This is a genomic window from Maricaulis sp. W15 (assembly GCF_001924955.1).
GTDB classification, from domain to species: Bacteria; Pseudomonadota; Alphaproteobacteria; order Caulobacterales; family Maricaulaceae; genus Maricaulis; species Maricaulis maris.
Window position 1 is genome coordinate 124215 of record NZ_LQXG01000002.1, and the last position, 21297, is coordinate 145511.

Sequence of the window (21297 nt, forward strand, 5' to 3'; positions counted from 1 at the left end):
GGTGCGGCATAACGGGTCTGTGACCAACCTTACGGAAGCTTACCTAGCGCCACCGGCGCGTCACCCCTAGAGCACGGCATCGGGGAGTTGGGCAGGTACAAAGCGTAGGGACATTATGCGAGGGATTTTATTGAACGGGGCCGCCGGTATTTTTATCGGTGCGTTCTTGAGCACGCCTGTATTGGCCATACAGGACGCGCCGGCCACCGGCAGCGCAACACAGGTGCAGACCGAGGCTGGCGTCGCCGCCTATCAGCCGGGATTTTTCACGGATTACGCGCCGGTCACGGCGCTGGACATGGTGTCGCGGGTTCCGGGCTTCGGCCTGTCGAACGGCGATACCAGCCGCCGCGGGCTGGGCGATGCCTTCGGCAATCTTCTGATCAACGGACGACGTCCGTCCAACAAGTCGCTGTCTCTGGAGACGGTGCTGCAGCGTATTCCGGTCGATGATGTCGAACGCATCGAGCTGATCCAGGAAGCCCTGCCGCAATATGACATGCGCGGCCATTCGCGGCTGGTGAATGTGGTTTTGCGCGAAGGTGCCGGCCGGTCCGGTTCCTGGGATGCGCGCCTGCAAGTCTCCGACAGCGGACGGCTGGGCCCGCGCATCATCGCCTCCTACACGACACCGGTCGGCCCGACCGAAATGACCTTCGGTCTCGATACCGGCATGAGCGGCAATCGCCTGCGTCGCCGGGAATCCCGGCACGATGCCAGCGGCGTCGAATTTGCCCGTGGATCCGACAATGATCAGCGCCAGTATGAAGAGTTCGCGCCGAGCTGGTCCATGAATTGGGACATCAACGACAACTCGCGCCTGCGCATGGATGCCCGCGCCAATTTGTGGACCTGGCACCGGGTGCGCTTTGCCGAGTATCACAGCGTCTCCGGCGCGACGCTCACCCCGCACCGGCTCGAGCACAACGAGACCGAAAACCATGGCAGCCTGTATTCGGGAACCCTCTCCTACCAGCGTGACCTGAACGAAGAGATTTCCCTGGAAACCATGCTTCTGGCCACCCGGGAACGCTGGGAAGACGGGCCGGAAGCCTACGAGAATTACGACCCGGTATCCGGCTTCACCGATTCGATCATCGTCAGTGCCGGCGCGGAAATGGAAGAAACCGCCCTTCGCCAGACCCTGTCCTGGGACCCCAATGACCGCCACTCCCTGGAGTTCGGGGGCGAGCACGCCAGCAATTCCCGCGAAACCCATCTCGCGCTATCCGAGAATGATGGCACGACCATCACGCCGATCGACCTGCCGGTCGCCGAGACCCGGGTCGAGGAAAGCCGCAGTGAAATCTTCGCCAACCATGTCTGGCAGATCAATGACCGCTTCAGCCTCGAGAGCGGGTTGCGCTATGAATTTTCGGAAATCGCCCAGACCGGCGACGCCCAGCAGACCCGTTCCTTCACCTATCCCAAGCCGAGCGTGACGCTGAACTACCGCTCCGACGACCGTAACCGCTTTCGTTTCACCGGCCGCCGCGATGTCGATCAGCTGGATTTCGGCAAGTTCGCCTCTTCGGTCGATGTCACCGACAACAACTCCACCCTCGGCAATCCGGACTATGTGCCGCAACGCACATGGACGCTGGAAGGCGAGTGGGAGCGACGCTTCGGCGATGCCGGCTCCTTCTCGCTGCAGATCGGCTATGACTGGGTCGAGGATCTCGACGGCTGGGTCTCCATCGTCACCCCGACCGGCGTTTTCGACGCGCCGGGCAATATCGGCGACGGCACCAATCTGCGCGTGACCGGCAATCTGACCACGCCGCTCGACGCGCTGGGTATCAATAACGCGGTACTGGATGTCTTCCTCGAATGGTACGACACCAATGTCGAGGACCCGCTCACGGGCGAGAACCGTCAATGGTCCGGCACGCGGGAGTGGGAGTTGCGGCTCGACTATCGCCAGACCTTCCCACAAAGCCAGATGGCCTGGGGCTGGGACTATTTCTGGCTCTCCGACGGGGAAGTGCACCGGTCGCGGGAATTCCAGCACCACGACAATACCGATGGTGACCTGGACATTTATGTCGAGACCACCCGCTTCTTCGGCGTCACGCTCCGCGCCCAGGTCGATGCGGTATTCAATACCGGCGATGACCGCCAGCGCATCTTCTATGACGGATCGCGTGCCAGCGGCATCATCGACGGGATCGACTATCGCAATACCTCGATGGGTCGCTCCTTCCAGATCAGTGCCCGCAGCACGTTCTGACGATCAGGCGCCGACAGCTTGCTGTCGGCGCCGATCACATTGAGGAGAGCGGACCCGGGAATGATGGCGAAGCCGCCGAGCCACCGCTAACGTGTTGAAAGGCCCGGCTCGAACCATCCGCGTTCGCGCTGTCATCCTGCGCCGGTTGGGGGCTGCCTGCGCATTGCGGCCGAACACACAGGGGTAGGCATGACGACCAAAACCGACACAATCGCCAACACGACCCGCGCATCCGTCCGCGCACTCTGCCTCGCCGGCAGCATGCTGGCCCTGACGGCCACCATGACCGGTCCCGGCAACGCCCAGTCGCGGATCGAATTGCAACGCGCACCCAGCGGCCATCTTCTGCTCCCGGTGACACTGGAAGGTGGTGATCCGCTCACCTTCATCCTCGATACCGGCGCCAGCAATACGGCGATTGCCCAGCCTGTGGCCGAAGCCATCGGCTTTGTCTCACAGTGGGAAAGTTATGATCTCGTCCAGTCGCTCAATGCCCGTTTCGATGCCGAGCGGCACGACATCGCACAGCTTGGCATTCCCGGCGCGCCACCGGTCGGGCTGAACAGCGTCGTGATCCCGGTTCCGGCCGACCATCCCCTGCCCGTCGCCGGCCTGCTCGGTGCCGACGCGATCCTGTCCGACCGCTACGAGATCGATGTCGACGACCTCGCCCTCATTCTCGACAGCGCCGCCGCGGAGCATCCGGACGGACAGGTCGAACGGCGCGGCCTGTTGATCGGCGAGGCGCGCCTGCGCCGCCGTTCCGCGCCGGTCCATGTCATCATTGATACCGGCAGCTCCCATACGCTGATCAACCGGCAACTGCGCCGCCATCTTTATGACCCCGGCATCCAGTTCAATTTCGACATCCATGTCAGCGGTATCGAGGATGCCGACGGCGAGGAGGCACGACCGGTCATGCTGCGCCAACTCCAGATCGGCGGCCTGTGCGTGGAACGCTCCGCGGCGCTGCAATCCGACCTCGATGTCTTCGACGCGCTGGGCTGGGCCGACGAACCGGCCATGGTGATCGGCATGGACACGCTGCGCCACGCCCGCATCCGCATCGACCGGACCACCGGCACCTTCGAGATCTCCGGCACGACCGAGGACACGCAATGTCATGGCCGTCGGGTCCAGACGCCCGGACTCTAGAGCCAGCCCCTGCAACGCAAAGAAATAGGCCGCGGAACACAGGTTCCGCGGCCTTTCTCATTCTTTGGGCGTCCGGATCGACTAGCGATCCACTGACGGCCCTCCGGCTTCGGTTTCGGTCGTTTGCGCGACCACCTTGGTCGCATCGGCACCGGCCATCAGCCATTTGATGATCGGCGAGATGAGCAGCATCACGAGGGCGATCCCCATGCCGATCAGGCCGACATTCGAATAGACCTCGACATAGCCCGCCTTCGCAGCCGCGACGTCGGTCAGCTGACCGCCGATCGTTTCTGCACCGGTCGAGGAGGCGATGATGCCGGCCAGGAAGTTGGACAGGCCGGAATAGAGGAACCAGGCCCCCATCGTCATGCCGACCACCTGCGGCGGTGCCAGCTTGGTCACGGCGGACAGGCCGACCGGCGATACCATCAGCTCACCCATGGTGTGTATCCAGTAGATGAGGAAGATGAAGTAGACCGCCGTCAGACCGGTTGCGCCACTCACACCCATGCCACCGACCAGCGTGTAGAAGCCCAGCCCGGCCATGAAGACACCGAGCGCAAACTTGACCGGTGTGGACGGGTTCCAGCCCTTCTTGGCCAGGGCGATCCACAACCACGCCACCAGCGGCGCGAAGATGAAGATGAAGCCGGCATTGAGCGACTGGAAGACCGGCGCCGGAACGGACCAGCCGAACATGGTGCGGTCGACCAAGCGGTCGGTGAACAGGTTCAGCGAGGAGCCGGCCTGCTCGAACAGGGCCCAGAACGGGATCTGGGCGAGCACGAAATAGATCGCCGCGAACATCTTCTTGCGCTCATCACCCTGTGTCTTGGTAACCGCATAGGCGATCAGGACGAGGAACATGATGATGCCAAGCCAGCCCGCGACATCCGCGAACATGTCAGGAAATTTCACGATCGCCATCGACACCAGGATGATGGCGATACCGGCGGCGTAGCAGGCCCATTCGACGTTCAGGAAGCCGAGGACCTTTTCCTTCAGCTTGGCCGGGTTCGGCGGCTCGGCGCGGCCTTCCAGCCAGGGCTGGAAGAAGAGGAAGGTCAAAAGACCGGCCAGCATGCCGATACCGGCAAGCCCGAAGCCCCAGGCCCAGCCCCAGTAAATCCCGATGATGCCGACCGAGAAGGAGGCCAGGAAGGAACCGAGATTGATGCCCATGTAGAAGATCGTGAAACCGGAGTCGCGACGCGTATCGCCAAGCCCGTAGAGCGAACCGACAATCGTCGAGATATTGGCTTTCAGGAAGCCGACGCCGGCAATGATGAAGGCCAGGGCCAGATAGAGGATGTTGACGAAGAGCTCTTCACGCTCGACCCGCGTCATGTCCGACGAGAACGGCATTTCAGCCGGGAGGCCAACCACATCCGGCTCGGCCACCTGTAGCAGCGTGCCGCTGTCCGCGAAACTGATCTGCGACACAGCACCATCGGCTGCGATCACGATCTGGTTCGCATCGCCACCCCGACCATCAAGCGTCAGCTCGTATTCAGCGCCCTGATAGTCGAAGACTTCGCGCGAACCGCTGCCCTCGAAGGCCATCAAGCCGTGGCCGATGACCAGCAGGATGGCGCCATAGGTCACCGCTTTTCGCTGCCCGAGATAACGATCCGCCAGCGTGCCGCCGATGATCGTCATGATGTAAACGAGCGCGGTATAGGCGCCGTACATGATGCCCGAACGCTCATCCGAGAACAGGAAGTGCTGTGTCAGGTAAATGATCAGCAGGCCGCGCATTCCGTAATAGGAAAAGCGCTCCCACATCTCGGTCAGGAACAGGATGGCCAGCCCTTTCGGATGTCCGAAGAAGGAGGTGTCCTTGTTTTCATTGTTGGGTGCATTACCCGGCGTTGCGGTGGTGTCCGTCACGCGTCTCTCCCCAGTACCCGCCCCACGCGGGCTTTAAATCAAGCGCGCAATTGACCACGCGCAGGGGGAAGGCTCAAGCCTCTGGCTCGGCCTGTTGCATGGGAGCGCTACACATTTGGGTGTGCGGCGTTCATCCGGGGACGGAAGATGCCCTGAGTCCTAGTAGGCGCACTCGGTGAAGACCGGCTCGATCGAGCCACCCCACTCGCCCTTGAAACGCTCGACCAAGCCCTCGGCCCGTGTCACGCCAGTGCGGGCAATCTCGTCGAGATCATCGAGGAAGAGCGTCTCGCTCTCGCCATGACCATTCATGCGGGCACGGGCGCGCAGGCCGGTGCGGGCAATGGCCAGCGCTTCTCGGGCAATGTCCTGCAGCGTGCCATCGCGGAAGGGCGTGTGCAGACCGGTCTTGGCGGCGCCGATGCGCAGCGCATTGCGCTCGGCTTCGGTCCAGTCCTTCACGAGGTCCCAGGCGGCATCGAGCGCCGTGTTGTCGTAGAGCAAGCCGACCCAGAAGGCCGGCAGGGCGCACAGCGTGTTCCATGGCCCTGAATCAGCGCCGCGCATCTCGAGGAAGGTCTTCAGCCGCACTTCCGGGAAGACGGTCGAGAGATGGTCTTCCCAATCGCTGATCACCGGTTTTTCGCCGGGCACCACATCGAGCTTGCCGTCGAGGAAGTCGCGGAAGGACTTGCCGGTGGCGTCGCGGTATTCGCCGCCGCGCTTGACGAAATACATCGGCACGTCGAGCGCCCAGTCGCGGTATTGCTCATAGCCGAAGCCCTCGTCGAAGACGAAGGGCAGCATGCCGGTGCGGTTATTGTCGGTATCGGTCCAGACATGGGCCCGGTAGGACAGGAAGCCGTGCAGCCCGCCATCCTTGAAGGGCGAATTGGCAAACAGCGCCGTGGCCAGCGGCTGCAGGGCCAGCGAGACCCGGAACTTCTTGGCCATGTCGGCTTCGGTCGAGAAATCCAGATTGGTCTGCACGGTGCAGGAGCGGAACATCATCTGATGCCCCATCGTGCCGACTTTCGGCATATAGGCCTTCATCAGCCCGTAGCGGGCCTTGGGCATCATCGGCGTCTCTTCCAGCGACCATTTCGGCGAAAAGCCGAGGCCGAGGAAACCGGCGCCGATCTCATCGGCGACCTCGCGCACTTCGCGGAGATGCAAATTCACCTCGGCACAGGTCTGGTGGATGGTTTCCAGCGGCGCGCCGGACAATTCGAACTGTCCGCCCGGCTCCAGCGTGATCGAGGCGCCGTCGCGTTTCAGGGCAATCAACTCGCCACCCTCGCGCACCGGCTGCCAGCCGAACCGCTCCAGGCCCGACAGCATTTTCTCGACGCTCGGCCCGTCCGCGCGGAAGGCCAGCGGCGTATGATCGCCCAGGGCAAAACCGAATTTCTCGTGCTCGGTACCGATGCGGAAGGCCGTTTCAGGCTTCTCGCCGGCCGCAAAATAGGCCGTCAGCTGGTCGAGGCTTTCAATGGGAGCACCTTCGCCGCCCGAATTATACGTGCCGCTCATGCCAAGCGCCCCCGCCGTTTGAAAATGTCCGCAACAGATATGGGGGCACTGCGTCTTGAACAAGGGCAAGACGCTGAGATTCACGGCGTTGTGACGCGGCTGGTCCGGCTAACGCCAATCCCCGCAAGCGCTCTGCCAGATCGTCAAAGCTGCAATCGCTGCAGTTTCGGCCCGCAATATCCGCGGCCCAAGCGTCACCGGGATGACATGATCGAGGGCGCGCAGGCGCTCGCGCTCGGCGGGTGAGAAACCGCCCTCGGGGCCGATCAGGATGGCGGCAGGTCGGCCGCCAACGCCGTCGAGGGTCGTCGCCATCGGCTGGCCGCGACCGCGGGCGCCACCCCAAGCCTCGTCGGCATCGTCGCCACTTTCATCACAGAAGATGATCTCCCGGTCGGCGGGCCAAGCGTCGAGGACCTTGTCCAGCTTTTCAACATCGCGGATCTCCGGCAGGTCGAGACGTTCGGTCTGTTCGGCGGCCTCCTTGGCGATGGCCTGCAAGCGGTCGAACCTGATGCGGTCGGACTGGGTGCGTGCGGTGGTGACCGGACAGATCGCGGCGACGCCGAGCTCGGTCGCCTTCTCGATAATGAGCTCGGTCTTGGTCCGTTTGACCGGGGCAAAGAGCAGCCAGAGATCGGGCACGCCAAGCTGCGGTCTTGTCTGTTCGCCGACGGTCAATGCCGCCGCCTTTTTCGACGCGTGGGCGATGACTGCCGACCATTCCCCATCCGTGCCATTGAAGACGCGCACAACGTCGCCCTCGCCGCGGCGCATGACATTGATCAGATAATGCGCGTCCTCGCGCGACAGCGGCACGGCAGCGCCGACGCTGAGCGGCACATCGAGGAAAAGGCGGGGATCAGTCGACATCACACCGCTTTGACGGCGCGCACCCGCGACGTCAAGTCCCGCTGCCCGATACGCATTCCCGCCTTGAATTGGCCCTCAGGCTTTGCCAAACACCTTTGATGCAACTGAATTTCGACCGGCGAGTCGCCGACAGCCTGCCAACATCCTGGGTCGACCGCGCGCCGCTGGCGCTGCGTCCCTATCTGCGCCTCGCCCGTTATGACCGGCCGATCGGCTTCTGGCTGCTCGCCTTGCCGTGCTGGATGGGATTGATGCTCGCGCGGATCGGCGACGGCATTGCCGGTTACGACATCTGGCTGGCCGTCCTGTTCGGTATCGGCGCCGTTGCCATGCGCGGCGCCGGCTGCACCTATAACGACATCATCGATCGCGATCTCGACGCCCGCGTCGCCCGCACCGCCGACCGGCCGCTGGCGGCGGGCACGGTGAGCCTGAAACAGGCCTGGGCCTTCCTCGGCGGACAAGCCCTGGTCGGCCTGATTGTTCTGGTGCAATTACCTCTGATCGCCATTTTGGTCGGCCTCGCCTCGCTGCTGCTGGTCGCCGCCTATCCGTTCATGAAACGCATCACCTGGTGGCCGCAGGCCTGGCTGGGCCTGACCTTCAACTGGGGCGTCCCGGTCGCCTATACCGCCGCCACCGGCCGCATCGATCCGGCCATGCTGGTGCTCTATGTCGCCTGCGTGTTCTGGACGCTGGGTTATGACACGATCTATGCCCACCAGGACTCCGAGGACGATGCCCTCGTTGGCGTCAAATCGACCGCGCGCCTGTTCGGCGAAAGCTCGCAATACTGGGTCGCCGGCTTTTACGGCACCCATGCCATCCTGGTCGCGCTGGCAATCTGGCTGAGCCAGGCCTCGCCCTGGATCGTCATCCCCTTCACCCTCTACACCGCCCACCTGTTCAACCAGGTGCGTCGGCTCGACATCGAGGATGGCGGGCGCTGCCTGGCCCTGTTCAAGGCCAATCGGACGACCGGCCTAATGCTGGTTGCAACCTTTGCGACCGGCGCCCTGTTGACCGGATTAGCGATTTGACGTCAGGCCGGTGCGCTGGCTTGATGAAAGCGTGCGGCCCCGGGCGGCATAATCGTTCAGGATGCGTGTTATGATATCAGCGTTTCGCAGCCTCGCCGGGTTCGCCCTCCTCCTCTGTGCCGGCCTGTGTGCGGGGCCCGTCATGGCCCAGCCCGCCACCGATGACGGGTTGCACATTCCGCTGCGCTATGAGCGGCTGGACAATGGCCTGCGGGTGGTCCTGGCCGAGGATCACACCGTGCCGACCGCGACCGTGGCCGTCTATTACGGCGTCGGCTACCGCAATGAACCGCGCGGCATGACCGGCTTTGCCCACCTGTTCGAACATCTTTTCTTCGCCGGGTCGGACAATCTGCCGGAACCGGTCTTCTACTACTATATCTCCAATATGGGCGGCATCGCCAACGGCTCGACGCGACTGGATTTCACCAATTATTTCGGCGTGGTGCCGGCCAATGCCCTGGATGCCTATCTGTGGGCCGAGGCCGACCGGATGGCAACGCCGACGATCAACCTCCAGAACTTCCAGCGCGAGCGCGATGTCGTGCGCAACGAGATTTTCGTCAATGTCATCAACCAGCCCTATGGCGACTGGACCTGGATCGACCTGCCGATGGTGGCCAATGAAAATTGGCACAATGCGCATAATTTCTACGGCGATCTGAGCGATCTCGACGCGGCCACAGTCGCTGACGCGCGCGCCTTCTTCGAACAGTATTACACCCCGCGCAACGCGGTGCTGGTGGTGGCTGGCAGTTTCGACAGCGATGACACGCTGGCCACGATCAACCGCTTTTTCGGTGACATTCCGGCCGGGCCGGACCTGCCGGACATCGACGTGTCGGAACCCCCGCAGCGGGCTGAAAAGCACAGCGTGATGACCGACCCGCTGGCCACCCTGCCGGGCCTTGCCATCGCCTACCACATGCCCGAACGCGGCACGCCGGAATATTTCGCGATGATCCTGATCGACCAGATCCTGGTTCGCGGCGGCAATGCCCGCCTGCGCCGGCGGCTGGTCGATGATCTGGGCTATGGCACCGCTGTCAGCGGCGGCATCAACCTGTTGGGCAATGTGTTCAACTATGACGGACCGATGTTGTGGACGGCCAGCATCATCCATGATGACGCCATCGCGCCGGATGCGGTGCTCGGCGAGTTCGACACGGTGATCGAAGCATTGCGCCAGGAACCCGTCAGCGCCGAAACCCTGGCCAGCGCCCGCAGCAAATTCCTGACCGAATTCTATTCCCAGCTCGACTATTCCACCCGCTTCGGCGTGGTCGACCTACTCGCCAGCTTTGCCCTGTTCGACGATGATCCGGGCCGCATCAACCGGATCGAGGACGGGTTCGAGCAAGTCACACCTGACCTGATCCTCGAGACGGCCCGGACCTGGCTGCGACCGGAAAACCGCACCGTGCTGGAACTCGTGCCCGGCGACGGGCGTCCGGTCGCCGCGTCGGCACGATCAGCTGAGGAGGCCGGACAATGATCGGTTCCCGAACCTTCCGCACGACGGCCCTTGCCCTGCTGACCGGCTGGCTGGCCGTGACCGGCATCGCGGCCGCACAGGTCCCGGGCCGTGGTGCCACACCGCCGGCGCCGGGCGCGCCACTGCCGTTTGAGCTGCCTGACACCCAGACTCTGGAGCTGGAGAACGGGCTCACCGTCACTTTCGTACCCTGGGGCATGACACCGACCATGGATGTGATCGTCTCGGTCCGGGCCGGCAATATTGATGATGGCCAGCAGACCTGGATTGCCGACCTCACCGGCGCCATGATCGACCAGGGCTTTGCCGGTCTCGACCAGGCCGGGATCGCCGACCGTTTCGCCGCCATGGGCGGCTCGCTCAACACCAGCGTCACCGAGTCCTCGACCCTGGTCGGTGCCTATGTGCTGGCCGAACATGGTGAAACCGCGCTTCATCTGATCGCCGACGCGGTCCGCCGGCCGGACTTTCCCGCAGAGGCGCTGGACCGGGTCCGCTCCGGATTGTCGCGTGATATTGAACTGCGGCGCTCCGAGCCCGGCACGATGGCGTTCGCAACCGCCTTCCATTCGCTTTTCCCGGACGGCCATCCCTATCATTTGGCCCTGCCGCTCCCGGGCCAGGTCGATACCTATTCGATCGAGGATGTCCGGGCCTTCCACGCCGCCCATTTCAGCGCCGGACGCACCCATCTCTACATCGCCGGCCGCTTTGACACGGTGCGCATGGAAGCGGCCGTGCGCGACGCTTTTGGAGACTGGGCACGCGGCCCGGCCGATACGGCCCCGCAAGCCATCCCGGCACGCGGCCCGGTCGTACATCTCGTCGACCGTCCCGGATCGGTTCAAACCACGGTACACCTCGTCTATCCGGTCGGTGCCATCACCTCCAAGGATGCCACCGCGATCACCGTGATGGACGCGGCGCTCGGCGGCGCCATTGCCTCCAGCATGCGCGAGGCCGGCTGGTCCTATTCGCCGGCCAGCTTCGTGCAGTGGACACGCGGTGGCGGCATGTGGACCTATACCGATGATATCGACGCGCCGCGCACGGTCCTCGCCCTGACGACGGTGTTCGGCACCATTGCCTCGCTGCGCAATGATGTCTGGAATACCGAGAGCACGCGCCGCTGGCTGGCCAGCCTGTTCGTGATGTCCTCCGGCTCTTCCTATGGCTTGTTGGAAAACCTGGCCCTGCGCGACGGGTTCGGCTTGGCGCATGACTATCTCGACCAGCGCGTTCCCGCCCTGATGGGCGTCACCGACCGCGAAGTTGGCGCCGTCGCCGGCGCCTATCTGCGCGATGACCGTTTCACGCTGGTCATTGTCGGCGATCTGGACCGGTTCGAGAGGGATTTGCGGGCCATGCCGTCCCTGCGCCAGGCTGATATCCGGCGCCATGAGGCCGTCCCGACAGATTAAAACTTGGTCATCATGGTTTGACCCGCCGACCGCCGGGCGCTTTGATAGTCCATCAGAGCGACTCTTGCAGTCTTGAGCGGGGATATCATGAATTTTTACAAAAACTTGGCGACTGGAGCCAGCATTCTCCTGCTGGCCGCCTGCCAACCGGCCGGCGTGCCGGACGAGACGGCAACACCCGATACGCCCCGTGACACCGCCGCGGCAGAGTCCGCATTGTCGACCGAGTTCACGGTCGATGTCAGCTATCACCAGCTGGACAATGGCCTGCGCGTTGTTTTGTCCGAAGACGACAGCGTGCCGACCGCCACCGTGGCCGTCTATTACGGCGTCGGTTTCCGCAATGAGCCGCGCGGCCGCACCGGTTTCGCGCACCTGTTCGAACACCTCATGTTCGCCGGCTCGGAAAACCTGCCACACGGCGCCTTCGACACGCTGATCTACGGCAATGGCGGCGTAAACAACGGCTCCACGCGCTACGACTTCACCAACTATTATGAAGTCGTGCCGTCCAACGCCCTCAATGCCGTCTTGTGGGCCGAGGCCGACCGCATGCGCGCGCCCAATCTCGATGAGAGCCAGCTCGACAATCAGCGCGAGGTCGTGCGCAACGAGGTCTTCGTCAATGTCATCAACCAGCCCTATGGCGGCTGGATCTGGATCGACCTGCCGATGGCCGCCAATGAGAACTGGCACAATTCGCACAATTTCTATGGCGATCTGACCGATCTCGACGCCGCCAGCCTGGACGACGCGCAAGCTTTCTTCGACCAGTTCTACGCGCCCAATAATGCCGTCCTCGTGGTCGCCGGCGCGATCGACAAGGACGCGACACTGGCCATGATCGAGGACTTGTTCAGCGCCATCCCGGCCGGCGATGCCCTGCCCGAAATCGACACTTCGGAACCGCGTCAGGAAGAAGAAAAATTCGCGGTCCGCGAAGACGATCTGGCCAACCAGCCGGCCCTCGCGGTCGGCTATCACATGCCGGAACGCGGCACACCGGAATACTATGCCATGATCCTGATCGACCAATTGCTGGTCCAGGGCGATGACAGTCGCCTCAACCAGTCACTGGTCAATGAGGAAGGCTTTGCCTCCGGGGTCTTCGGCGGCATCAACCTGCTGGGCAATGCCTTCAACTATAACGGCCCGATGCTGTGGACAGTCGGCATGATCCACGACAGCGAGTTCACGGTCTCCGACGTCATGACCTCGCTGGACGCGACCGTTGAAGGTGTCCGCACCGAGCTGGTCAGCGAAGCTGATGTCGAACGCGCCCGCACGAAGCTGCTTTCGGATTTTTACGGCACCGTCGATACAGCCACCCGCTTCGGCCTCGTCGATCTTCTGGCCTCCTTCGCGATGTTTGATGACGATCCGAGCCGCATCAACCGCATCACCGAAGGCTTTGAACAAGTGACGCCCGAACTGATCCGCGCCACGGCCCAGGAATATCTGCGTCCGAGCAACCGCACCGTGCTTGAAGTCCGCCTTGCGGACGAAGACGGTTCAGAATGATCAGGCCCCCGGAAGGAATGAGACAGATGAGCATCCGAATTTTCCAGGCGGCCCTGACAGCTGCCAGCCTTGCCCTCCTGCCCGGCCTTGCCGGAGCCCAGGTCAGCGAACAGCCACCGATCGGCGACCCCGTCCCGTTTGAACTGCCGGAAACCACCGGCTTCACGCTCGATAACGGGCTGGAAGTGACCTTCATCCCGTTTGGCCTCGCGCCCACGGTGAATATCTCCCTGCAGGTCCGCGCCGCCAATATCGATGATGGCAGCCAGACTTTCCTCGCCGACCTGACCGGCGCCATGCTGGAGGAGGGTTCGGCCGGGCGCTCATCCGACGTGATCGCCACCGAGATTGCCGCCATGGGCGGTGCGCTCAATGTCGGGGTCGGGCGCCACACCACCAATATCAGCACCGGTGTACTCAGCCAGTACGGCCCCGATGCGGTGGCCCTTCTGGCCGACCTCGCCCTGCGCCCGAATTTCGACGACAGCGAGTTCGAACGGGTGCGGGCCAATCTGGTCCGCGATGTCGATGTCCAGCGGGCCCAGCCCGGCTCCATCGCCACCGAGGCCTATGCCCGCATCCTGTTCGGACCCGACCACCCCTATGGCAATACCCTGCCGGGCGAAGAACAATTGCGTGGCTATGAGCTGAGCGATGTCCAGGCCTTCTACGCAACCAATTACGGCGCCGGTCGTGCGCGGCTCTATGTTGCCGGCCATTTCGATGCGGCGGCCATGGAAGCGGCGATCCGCGACGCCTTCGGCGCTTGGGCCACGGGTGATGCCGATGCGGCGGCCGGCGCTCCGGCCAGCGGGGGTCCGATTGTCCAGCTGATTGACCGGCCCGGCGCACCGCAGACCACCATCCGCCTTGGCTTCCCTGCCATGGCGATCGGCGCCGACGATGCGCCGGCAATGACGGTGATGAACGCCCTGCTGGGCGGCTCCTTCACCTCGCGCCTGACCCGCAATCTGCGCGAGGACAAGGGCTATACCTATTCGCCGGGTTCCGGCGTGACCTGGACGATGGAGGGAGGCTATTGGACCTTCAATGCCGACGTCACGGCGGCCGACACGGCCGCCGCCCTGCGTGAGACCTTTGGCGAGATCACGCGCCTGCAAAGCGAAACGCCGCCGGCCGATGAGGCCGACGGCATGCGCAACTGGCTGGCCGGCATTTTCATCCTGCAAAACGCCTCGACAGGTGGTCTGATCGGTCAGCTCGGCCAGCGCGACCTCTACGGCTTGCCGGATGATTATCTCGACCAATATGTGCCGAACATCCTGGCCGTCAGCGATGAGGATATCTCGCGCATGGCCCGGGACTACCTGCCCCTCGACCAGATGGTGCTGGTCCTCGTCGGTGATCTGGCGGTGATCGGTGATGATGTCCGCGCTTTGCCGGAAGTCGCCGCTGCGGAAGTGCGGGAGTAGGGAGAGACGCTAATCGGCCCTTCCCCATGACATGGGGAAGGGCGTGTCTGAGGCTCCCTACTCAATATTCTGCGCAAACAAGATCCGGTGACCGTCCGGAGTGCGAACACCAAACTCGCGCATGCCCCAGGGCTGATCGGAGAGCCGGTGGATGATGTCGACCCCGGGGCCCTTGATTTCGTCGTGGAACGCCTTGACGTCCTCCAGCTCGACATAGGCGAAGAATTGGTGGTCGCCGAGTTGCGCCGGCGGAATGGCATCCTCACAATGACCAATCCGCAGATAGCAATTATCGCGGCGCAGGAAGGCCCAGCCTTCGACCCGCAGCCAATGCTCGAAACCGAGTTTTTCCACCCACCAGCGAGCGGTGGCTTCAAGGTCGTTGACGGCCAGTACATAGGTTGATCGCGTCACACGTGTCGTCATGGCTTGCTCCTTTGGCCCGAGCCGCCTACCGGATGGTCTGGCCATACTGACAGGAAGCGCCATGTCCGCCAGCCCCCGACTCGATGATCCCCACGCCTTCATCCGCGCCCACACCGCGTTGATGGCGCCGCCATTGGTGCCGGAAGTGACGCTGCATCTCGCCGTCGAGACGGTGGCGATCTGGGAACAGACCGAGGAAGCGCTGGGCGAGATGGGCCTGCCGCCGCCGTTTTGGGCCTTTGCCTGGGCCGGCGGACAGGCGCTGGCGCGCTATTGTCTCGACAATCCGGACATCGTCGCCGGCAAGCGCGTGCTGGATTTTGCCGCCGGCGGCGCGGTGTCGGGGATTGCCGCCATGAAGGCCGGCGCCGCAGCAGTCGAGGCCTGCGAGCTGGATACTTTCGCCATCGCGGCAATCGAGACCAATGCCCGGGCCAACGGCGTGGCGCTGACCACACGGCTGGGCGATCTGGTCGGCACGGATGATGGCTGGGATGTGGTGCTGGCCGGCGACGTCTTCTACGAGGCCGGACCGGCGCGTATGATCGGTGGCTGGCTGGAAGCGCTCAATGCCCGCGGCGCGACCGTGCTGATCGGCGATCCCGGTCGTTCCTTCCTGCCCCAGGACAAGCTGGAGCGGCTAGCTGAATACACCGTCCCGGTCACAAGGGACCTGGAAGACCGCGAAGTCAGGCAGGCCAAGGTCTGGAAATACCGCTGACGCTCCCCTCGCCCGCAGAATCAAATCACTATCGCTGTCATGGCCCGCGCTCGCGCCGTTGACCGGCGATTATTCCTGCTGCTCGAGATTGCCGCCCGGAAGCTCAACCGGGACGCCGATGCACGCCTGAAGTCGGTCGCCGGCGTGACCTCGGCCCAGGCCGCCGTGCTCTTCCTGCTGGCCCGTCGTGGCGAGCGCCGGATGGGCGATATCGGCGAGACCCTGTCGCTCAACCCGCCGGCCGTGACCGGCCTCGTCAACCGGATGGACGCGCTCGGCTTGGTCACCAAGACCGCCTCGACAACCGACAAACGGTCCTCGGTCGTCTCGCTGACCGAAAAAGGCCGCGCCCTCGGTGATACGGCGGATCATATCCTGCGCGATTTCAACGGTGAGCTGGAAAGCCGGCTCGGCGAAGATGATGCCGACATGCTGCACCGCGTTCTGACCCGTCTCGCCGTCAATATCTGAATGCCGGATCTGTATGGTCGCCATGCGGCTCGGGTGACGTTTACGTCAACTGATTCACGGTGTTCAACGCCTGTACTTTTGCTCTAGGCTCCCGCGAACCCAACAAGCCCGCCGACAAATACGAGCGGGAAAACCATCATGAGGGAGGCTCGCGTGAGCGAACTGGTTCTGGTCGAAACCGCGGATCGCATCCGCACCATCCGCTTCAATCGTCCGGCGAAGAAAAACGCCCTCACCCAGGACATGTATGCCGCCGCCGCCGAGGCGCTGGAAGCAGCCGACACCGATCCGTCGGTCCGGGTCAGCATCATCACCGGTGCCGAGGGCGTGTTCACCGCCGGCAATGACATTGTCGATTTCACCCAGCGTCCGCCGGATTTCAACGAGCAGCATGATACGCCGCCGGTTCGCCGCTTCATGATGGCATTGCTGAACGCGCAAAAGCCCGTTGTGGCGGCCGTTGACGGTCTCGCGATCGGGATCGGCGTGACCATGCTTCTGCATTGCGACCTCGTCGTCGCCTCGAGCCGCGCCATCTTCAAGACGCCTTTCGTCGATCTGGCCCTGGCGCCGGAATTCGCCTCATCCCAGCTCATGCCGCGCATTTTCGGCCATGCCGTCGCCGCCGAACTCCTGCTGCTCGGCGAGACCTGGGATGCGACACGCGCCCGCGAGACCGGCCTGGTCAATCGCGTTACCGAGCCGGACAAGATGGACGAAACGGCCCGCTTCATGGCCGCCATCCTCGCCGCCAAGGCGCCGACCTCGCTGAAAGCCTCCAAGGCGCTGATGCGTCAGCCAGCCGAGAGCATTGAGGCCCGCATGGACCGTGAGAACGCGATCTTCGCCTCGCAATTGCAATCGCCGGAATTTGCCGAGGCGGCGGCCGCCTTCCTGGAACGCCGCGCACCGGATTTCGACAAGCTGGGCTGACGCGCCGGGCAACGGGACAGGACTTGGGGGAATTCATGACCAAGCGCATCATACTGGGCGGCGTCGCCGCGCTCATCGCCGGCGGGCTGGTCGCCCTCAACCTGTCGCCGCTGGGCCGGATCTACCTGCCAGCCGGCACCGGCATCGTTGCCAAACAGGTCTGCTCGCAAACCTTTGTCGCCGGGCTCGATCCGGACCACGCCAAGACGATCTATATCGACCCTTTGCTTGGCGCCGCGGCCGGCCTGATCAGCCATGATCTCGACCGCGAGGCGGGCGAGGTGCGCGCTTCCGTCTTCGGCCTGTTCTGGCAACAACGTGCGGTCTGGCGCGACGGGCTGGGCTGTACGCTGGTCCATGGCGGGCACGACTTCGATCGCGAGCTGAGCGTGCCGCTGACGCAGGATTTCATCCCGCTGGAACTGGACACCGCCCATCGCGACGCAAATTTCGACACCGCCGCGCTCGACACCGTCATCGCCGCCGCCTTCGACGCGCCGGGTGAGGGTTTCCGCAATACGCTCGGCGTCGCCGTACTTCACCAGGGCCGCCTCGTCGCCGAACGCTACGCACCCGGCGCCAGTCGCGAGACCCGCTTCCATGGCTGGTCGATGACCAAGAGCGCCGTCACCACGCTGGCCGGCATGCTCGAACTGGACGGGCTGATCGACACCGAGGCACACGGCCAGGTGCCGGCCCTCTCCGAGATCGATCCGGCCTATGAGGATGTCACGATCGAAGACTTGCTGCGCATGGCCGGCGGTTTTGCCATCGCCGAGCTCAATGACGGTTTCGATCCCAATTCCGACATGCTGATGACCCGGTCCGACATGCCGCTTTTCGCTGCCACGCGGGAACGCCTGCACGGCCCCGGCGAGCATTGGCAATACATGAGCGGCAATACGATCATGGCAACCGACGCCATGCAGCGTCAGCTTGGCGACGGCCTGCCGGAACAGGTCCGCGCCCTGCGCGCCCGCCTGTTCGAACCGCTGGGCATTCATTCCGCCATCATGGAGCCGGACGAGACCGGGCACTTCCAGGGCTCGTCCTATCTCTACGCCACCGCCCATGACTGGGCCCGGCTGGCGCAGCTCTATCTTGATGACGGCATGGTCGGTGAACGCCGGCTGCTGCCCGAAGACTGGACCGAGCGGGTCAGCACCCCGACCGAAGGGTCGAACGGGCTTTATGGCATGGGTTTCTGGCTACCCGAAGACTATGTCAACCTGCCCGAGGGCACCTACATGATGCGTGGTTTCCAGTCGCAGCTTGGCATCATCATGCCGAATGAAGACCTGGTCGTGGTGCGCTTCGGCGCGACCAATGGCGGCCCGTCGGGCAGCTATGACCTCGCTGCCGGCGTCGCGGCGGCCCTAGTCAGTGCCGGCAACCCGCATGACCGGGACATGTAACATCCACGCCGGTCCGGCAAGCCTCTAGGCCGCGACACAGAGCGGCGGCGTTGCCGCCAATGCGCCCTGCATCAGAACCGCCCGGACATGCTGGCCGACAGCAAACGGACCGGCCCGCTTCTCGATGACGGCTGCAACCAGCGACGCATTGCCGGTTACATCATCGGCCGTTGCGACCGACCATGTCGCGTAGGTCCGGTGCAGAACGGGGATGAATTCCAGAACCTGAAGCTGATCAAGGCGCGGATCCCGTTCAGCCCGGCTGTGCCGGTCACACAAGGCGGCGCTCTCCCCTTCCAGCACCTCAAGCAGCACGCCGGAATCGGCAACCAACCCGCCTGTCAGCCCGTTCTCGACACTGGTCTGCAGGCAATTGGCCGCCAGGGATCCAAATTCACCATTGAGCGCGCCGGGGCCGGTATCGAGTTGCGACCGCGCCGCGAGGACCATTCTGTGCAGCATGGGCATGTCCGTTCCAGATCAGGGATGCCGCCGTCTAAACGCCAACACTGAAACTTGGTTCAATCCTTTGCGCCGCATTTGCCGCGAATTTGGTTCAAATTTTCGCAACCCGACCCAAGCGCCTGCACCTGCGACGGAAAGCGGGCTGGACTTTCAGCAGCGAAGTTGCAGTTTCGGATGCCCAACAAGCCGGAACCGACACATGGCCTATAAATCGCTCCGCGAATTCATCGATCAACTGGAAGCCGAGGGCGATCTGGTCCGCGTCACCACGCCGGTCTCGACCGAGCTGGAAATGACCGAGATCCACAAGCGCACCTTGCATGCGGGCGGGCCGGCCATCCTGTTTGAAAATGTCATCAATGAGCGCGGCGAAAAGAGCGAAATGCCCTGCCTGGTCAACCTGTTCGGCACGGTCAAACGGGTCGCCCAGGCGGTCACGCTGGGCGGGCAGGCGCGCACCACGGGTGCGGAATTGCGCGAGGTCGGCGAGCTGCTCGCCTTCCTGCGCCAGCCGGAACCGCCGCGCGGTCTCAAGGAAGCCGCCGAGCTGCTGCCCCTGGCCAAGACCGTGATGTCGATGCGGCCGAAGACCGTGAAAAAGGCGCCCTGTCAGGACGTGGTCCTGACAGGTGACGATATCGATCTCGATCGGCTGCCGATCCAGACCTGCTGGCCCGGCGAACCGGCGCCGCTGATCACCTGGCCGCTGGTCGTCACCAAGGGCCCGTCCGACGACAAGCAGGATGATTTCAATCTCGGCATCTACCGCATGCAAAAGCTCGGCAAGGACCGCACCCTGATGCGCTGGCTCAAGCATCGCGGCGGCGCCCAGCATTATCAGCGCTGGAAGGATAGCAAGCCCGACCCGCTGCCCGCCGCCGTCGTGCTGGGTGCCGATCCCGGCACCATACTGGCCGCCGTCACGCCCATCCCCGACACGCTGTCGGAATACCAGTTCGCCGGCATTCTGCGCGGCAAGAAGGCCGAGCTGGTCGATTGCAAGACCATCCCGCTGAAAGTCCCCGCCGAAGCCGAGATCATCCTGGAAGGCCATGTCCTGCTGGATGAGTACGGCCCGGAAGGCCCCTATGGCGACCACACCGGCTATTATAATTCCGTCGAGCATTTTCCGGTGTTCCGGATCAGCGCGATCACCATGCGCAAGGACCCGATCTATCTGACCACCTATACCGGCCGCCCGCCGGACGAGCCGTCGGTGCTGGGCGAAGCGCTCAACGAGGTCTTCATCCCGCTTTTGCAGCAGCAATTCCCGGAAATCCTCGATTTCTGGCTGCCGCCCGAGGGCTGCTCCTACCGCATCGCCGTTATCTCGATGAAGAAGGCCTATGCCGGCCACGCCAAGCGCGTGATGATGGGCGCCTGGTCCTTCCTCAGACAATTCATGTACACCAAATGGATCATCGTCGTCGACGCCGACATCGACGCGCGCGACTGGAAAGACGTGATGTGGGCCGTCTCGACCCGCATGGACCCGGCCCGCGACATCGTCACCGTCGAAAACACCCCCATCGACTATCTCGACTTCGCCTCCCCGGTCTCCGGCCTCGGCTCCAAGATCGGCCTGGATGCCACCAACAAGACGGGCCATGAAACGACGCGGGAATGGGGCGAAAAGCTGGACATGGACGATGCCACGAAGGCGCGGGTCGATGCGATCTGGGGGGAGTTGGGGATTGAGCTGGGCTGACTTCCATCGCCTCTCGCTTGTCATCCCGGGCGGAGCCCTGCGTCCGGGATGACGGACTATCGCGATTGGAAAAAAACACCGCCCTCGCTTCTCCCCGACCGGGGAGAAGTGGCCCGCAGGGCCGATGAGGGGCGGCGCGTCAGCGCCCACTAAAGACTTTCTCTGGCGCCGCTTCGCGGCGCGCCCCTCACCCCCTGCGCGCTGCCGCGCTCCGGGACCTCTCCCCGGCCGGGGAGAGGCGGGTTATCCCCGTTGTGCACCCTTCCTTCTCCCTTGGGAGAAGGTGCCGCGAAGCGGCGGATGAGGGGGATTCCTTCTGCAGTCACCGGGACTTACCCCTCACCCTGGCCCTCTCCCCGGGGAGAGGGAAAGCGTTCCGCGCTAAAAAAATCACAAAACTTGTCCCCGCCCGTCAAACCTGGCGGATAATCCCCGTTGTCCCGCGCTACTCGAGGCCCGGATTGGTGATCCGGGGGCGTTGGGAGTACGGAGCTCGTCCGGTTGCCTGGAAACACCGCCAGACCAACCCGGCGTGGCCATCGGCAGGACGGCGGCACAAAGCTC

17 protein-coding genes are annotated in these 21297 nt (G+C 63.7%); 12 read left to right on the top strand and 5 right to left on the bottom strand.

The features are described 5' to 3' along the window. Window positions 1–166: 166 nt before the first annotated feature. Window positions 167–2230 (top strand): TonB-dependent siderophore receptor, encoded by a 2064-nt coding sequence (locus AWH62_RS03475; RefSeq protein ID WP_158025548.1) that lies wholly within the window; start codon window positions 167–169, stop codon window positions 2228–2230. 189 nt (window positions 2231–2419) lie between these two features. Continuing rightward, the gene (locus AWH62_RS03480; protein WP_075189091.1) at window positions 2420–3385 is read left to right on the top strand and encodes a retroviral-like aspartic protease family protein; all 966 of its coding nucleotides are present in this window, start codon (window positions 2420–2422) and stop codon (window positions 3383–3385) included. 81 nt (window positions 3386–3466) lie between these two features. Here the strand turns inward: AWH62_RS03480 and AWH62_RS03485 are convergent, their stop codons facing one another. From AWH62_RS03485 to AWH62_RS03495, 3 genes are all read right to left on the bottom strand, one after another. Further along, entirely contained in the window at window positions 3467–5278 is a 1812-nt protein-coding gene (locus AWH62_RS03485; RefSeq protein WP_075189092.1) for a peptide MFS transporter, read from the bottom strand. Window positions 5279–5437: 159 nt separating this feature from the next. Next, entirely contained in the window at window positions 5438–6811 is a 1374-nt protein-coding gene (locus AWH62_RS03490; protein ID WP_075189093.1) for a glutamate--cysteine ligase, read from the bottom strand. 108 nt (window positions 6812–6919) lie between these two features. Next, window positions 6920–7684: a 16S rRNA (uracil(1498)-N(3))-methyltransferase gene (locus AWH62_RS03495; protein ID WP_075189094.1), complete on the bottom strand. Its 765-nt coding sequence runs from the start codon at window positions 7682–7684 to the stop codon at window positions 6920–6922. A 98-nt stretch (window positions 7685–7782) separates the two neighbouring features. Here AWH62_RS03495 and ubiA point away from each other — a divergent pair, with 98 nt between their 5' ends. The 5 genes from ubiA to AWH62_RS03520 all read left to right on the top strand — a co-directional run bounded on the left by ubiA (window position 7783) and on the right by AWH62_RS03520 (window position 14594). Further along, entirely contained in the window at window positions 7783–8724 is a 942-nt protein-coding gene (gene ubiA, locus AWH62_RS03500; protein WP_075189095.1) for a 4-hydroxybenzoate octaprenyltransferase, read from the top strand. Window positions 8725–8866: 142 nt separating this feature from the next. Beyond that, on the top strand, window positions 8867–10219 hold the full coding sequence (locus tag AWH62_RS03505) for a pitrilysin family protein (protein ID WP_233128249.1): 1353 nt from the start codon (window positions 8867–8869) through the stop codon (window positions 10217–10219). Then, on the top strand, window positions 10216–11640 hold the full coding sequence (locus AWH62_RS03510; RefSeq protein ID WP_075189097.1) for a pitrilysin family protein: 1425 nt from the start codon (window positions 10216–10218) through the stop codon (window positions 11638–11640). Before AWH62_RS03505 ends, AWH62_RS03510 begins: the two co-directional genes overlap by 4 nt. Before the next feature lie 87 nt (window positions 11641–11727). Further along, window positions 11728–13161, top strand: coding sequence for a pitrilysin family protein (locus AWH62_RS03515; protein WP_075189098.1), 1434 nt, complete (start codon window positions 11728–11730; stop codon window positions 13159–13161). Between the two features lie 26 nt (window positions 13162–13187). Further along, window positions 13188–14594 (top strand): pitrilysin family protein, encoded by a 1407-nt coding sequence (locus AWH62_RS03520; protein ID WP_075189099.1) that lies wholly within the window; start codon window positions 13188–13190, stop codon window positions 14592–14594. Between the two features lie 57 nt (window positions 14595–14651). On the opposite strand, the gene AWH62_RS03525 is transcribed toward AWH62_RS03520, so the two are convergent. Continuing rightward, window positions 14652–15020: a VOC family protein gene (locus tag AWH62_RS03525; RefSeq protein ID WP_075189100.1), complete on the bottom strand. Its 369-nt coding sequence runs from the start codon at window positions 15018–15020 to the stop codon at window positions 14652–14654. A gap of 61 nt (window positions 15021–15081) precedes the next feature. On the opposite strand from AWH62_RS03525, the gene AWH62_RS03530 reads away from it, so the two are divergent. The 4 genes from AWH62_RS03530 (at window position 15082) to AWH62_RS03545 (ending at window position 18560) form a co-directional block, all read left to right on the top strand. Further along, window positions 15082–15741, top strand: coding sequence for a methyltransferase (locus AWH62_RS03530; RefSeq protein ID WP_075189101.1), 660 nt, complete (start codon window positions 15082–15084; stop codon window positions 15739–15741). A 39-nt stretch (window positions 15742–15780) separates the two neighbouring features. Next, a complete protein-coding gene (locus tag AWH62_RS03535; RefSeq protein ID WP_075189102.1) occupies window positions 15781–16212 on the top strand; it encodes a MarR family winged helix-turn-helix transcriptional regulator in 432 nt (143 codons plus the stop codon). A 153-nt stretch (window positions 16213–16365) separates the two neighbouring features. Beyond that, complete coding sequence (locus AWH62_RS03540; protein ID WP_083634974.1) at window positions 16366–17145, top strand: enoyl-CoA hydratase-related protein; 780 nt, start codon at window positions 16366–16368, stop codon at window positions 17143–17145. A gap of 35 nt (window positions 17146–17180) precedes the next feature. Then, on the top strand, window positions 17181–18560 hold the full coding sequence (locus AWH62_RS03545; RefSeq protein ID WP_075189104.1) for a serine hydrolase: 1380 nt from the start codon (window positions 17181–17183) through the stop codon (window positions 18558–18560). A gap of 24 nt (window positions 18561–18584) precedes the next feature. On the opposite strand, the gene AWH62_RS03550 is transcribed toward AWH62_RS03545, so the two are convergent. After that, window positions 18585–19022 carry a BLUF domain-containing protein gene (locus tag AWH62_RS03550; RefSeq protein ID WP_158025549.1) on the bottom strand — a complete coding sequence of 146 codons (438 nt, stop codon included), beginning with the start codon at window positions 19020–19022 and terminating at the stop codon, window positions 18585–18587. Between the two features lie 202 nt (window positions 19023–19224). Here AWH62_RS03550 and AWH62_RS03555 point away from each other — a divergent pair, with 202 nt between their 5' ends. Further along, complete coding sequence (locus AWH62_RS03555; RefSeq protein WP_075189106.1) at window positions 19225–20733, top strand: UbiD family decarboxylase; 1509 nt, start codon at window positions 19225–19227, stop codon at window positions 20731–20733. The last annotated feature ends 564 nt before the right edge of the window (window positions 20734–21297 follow it).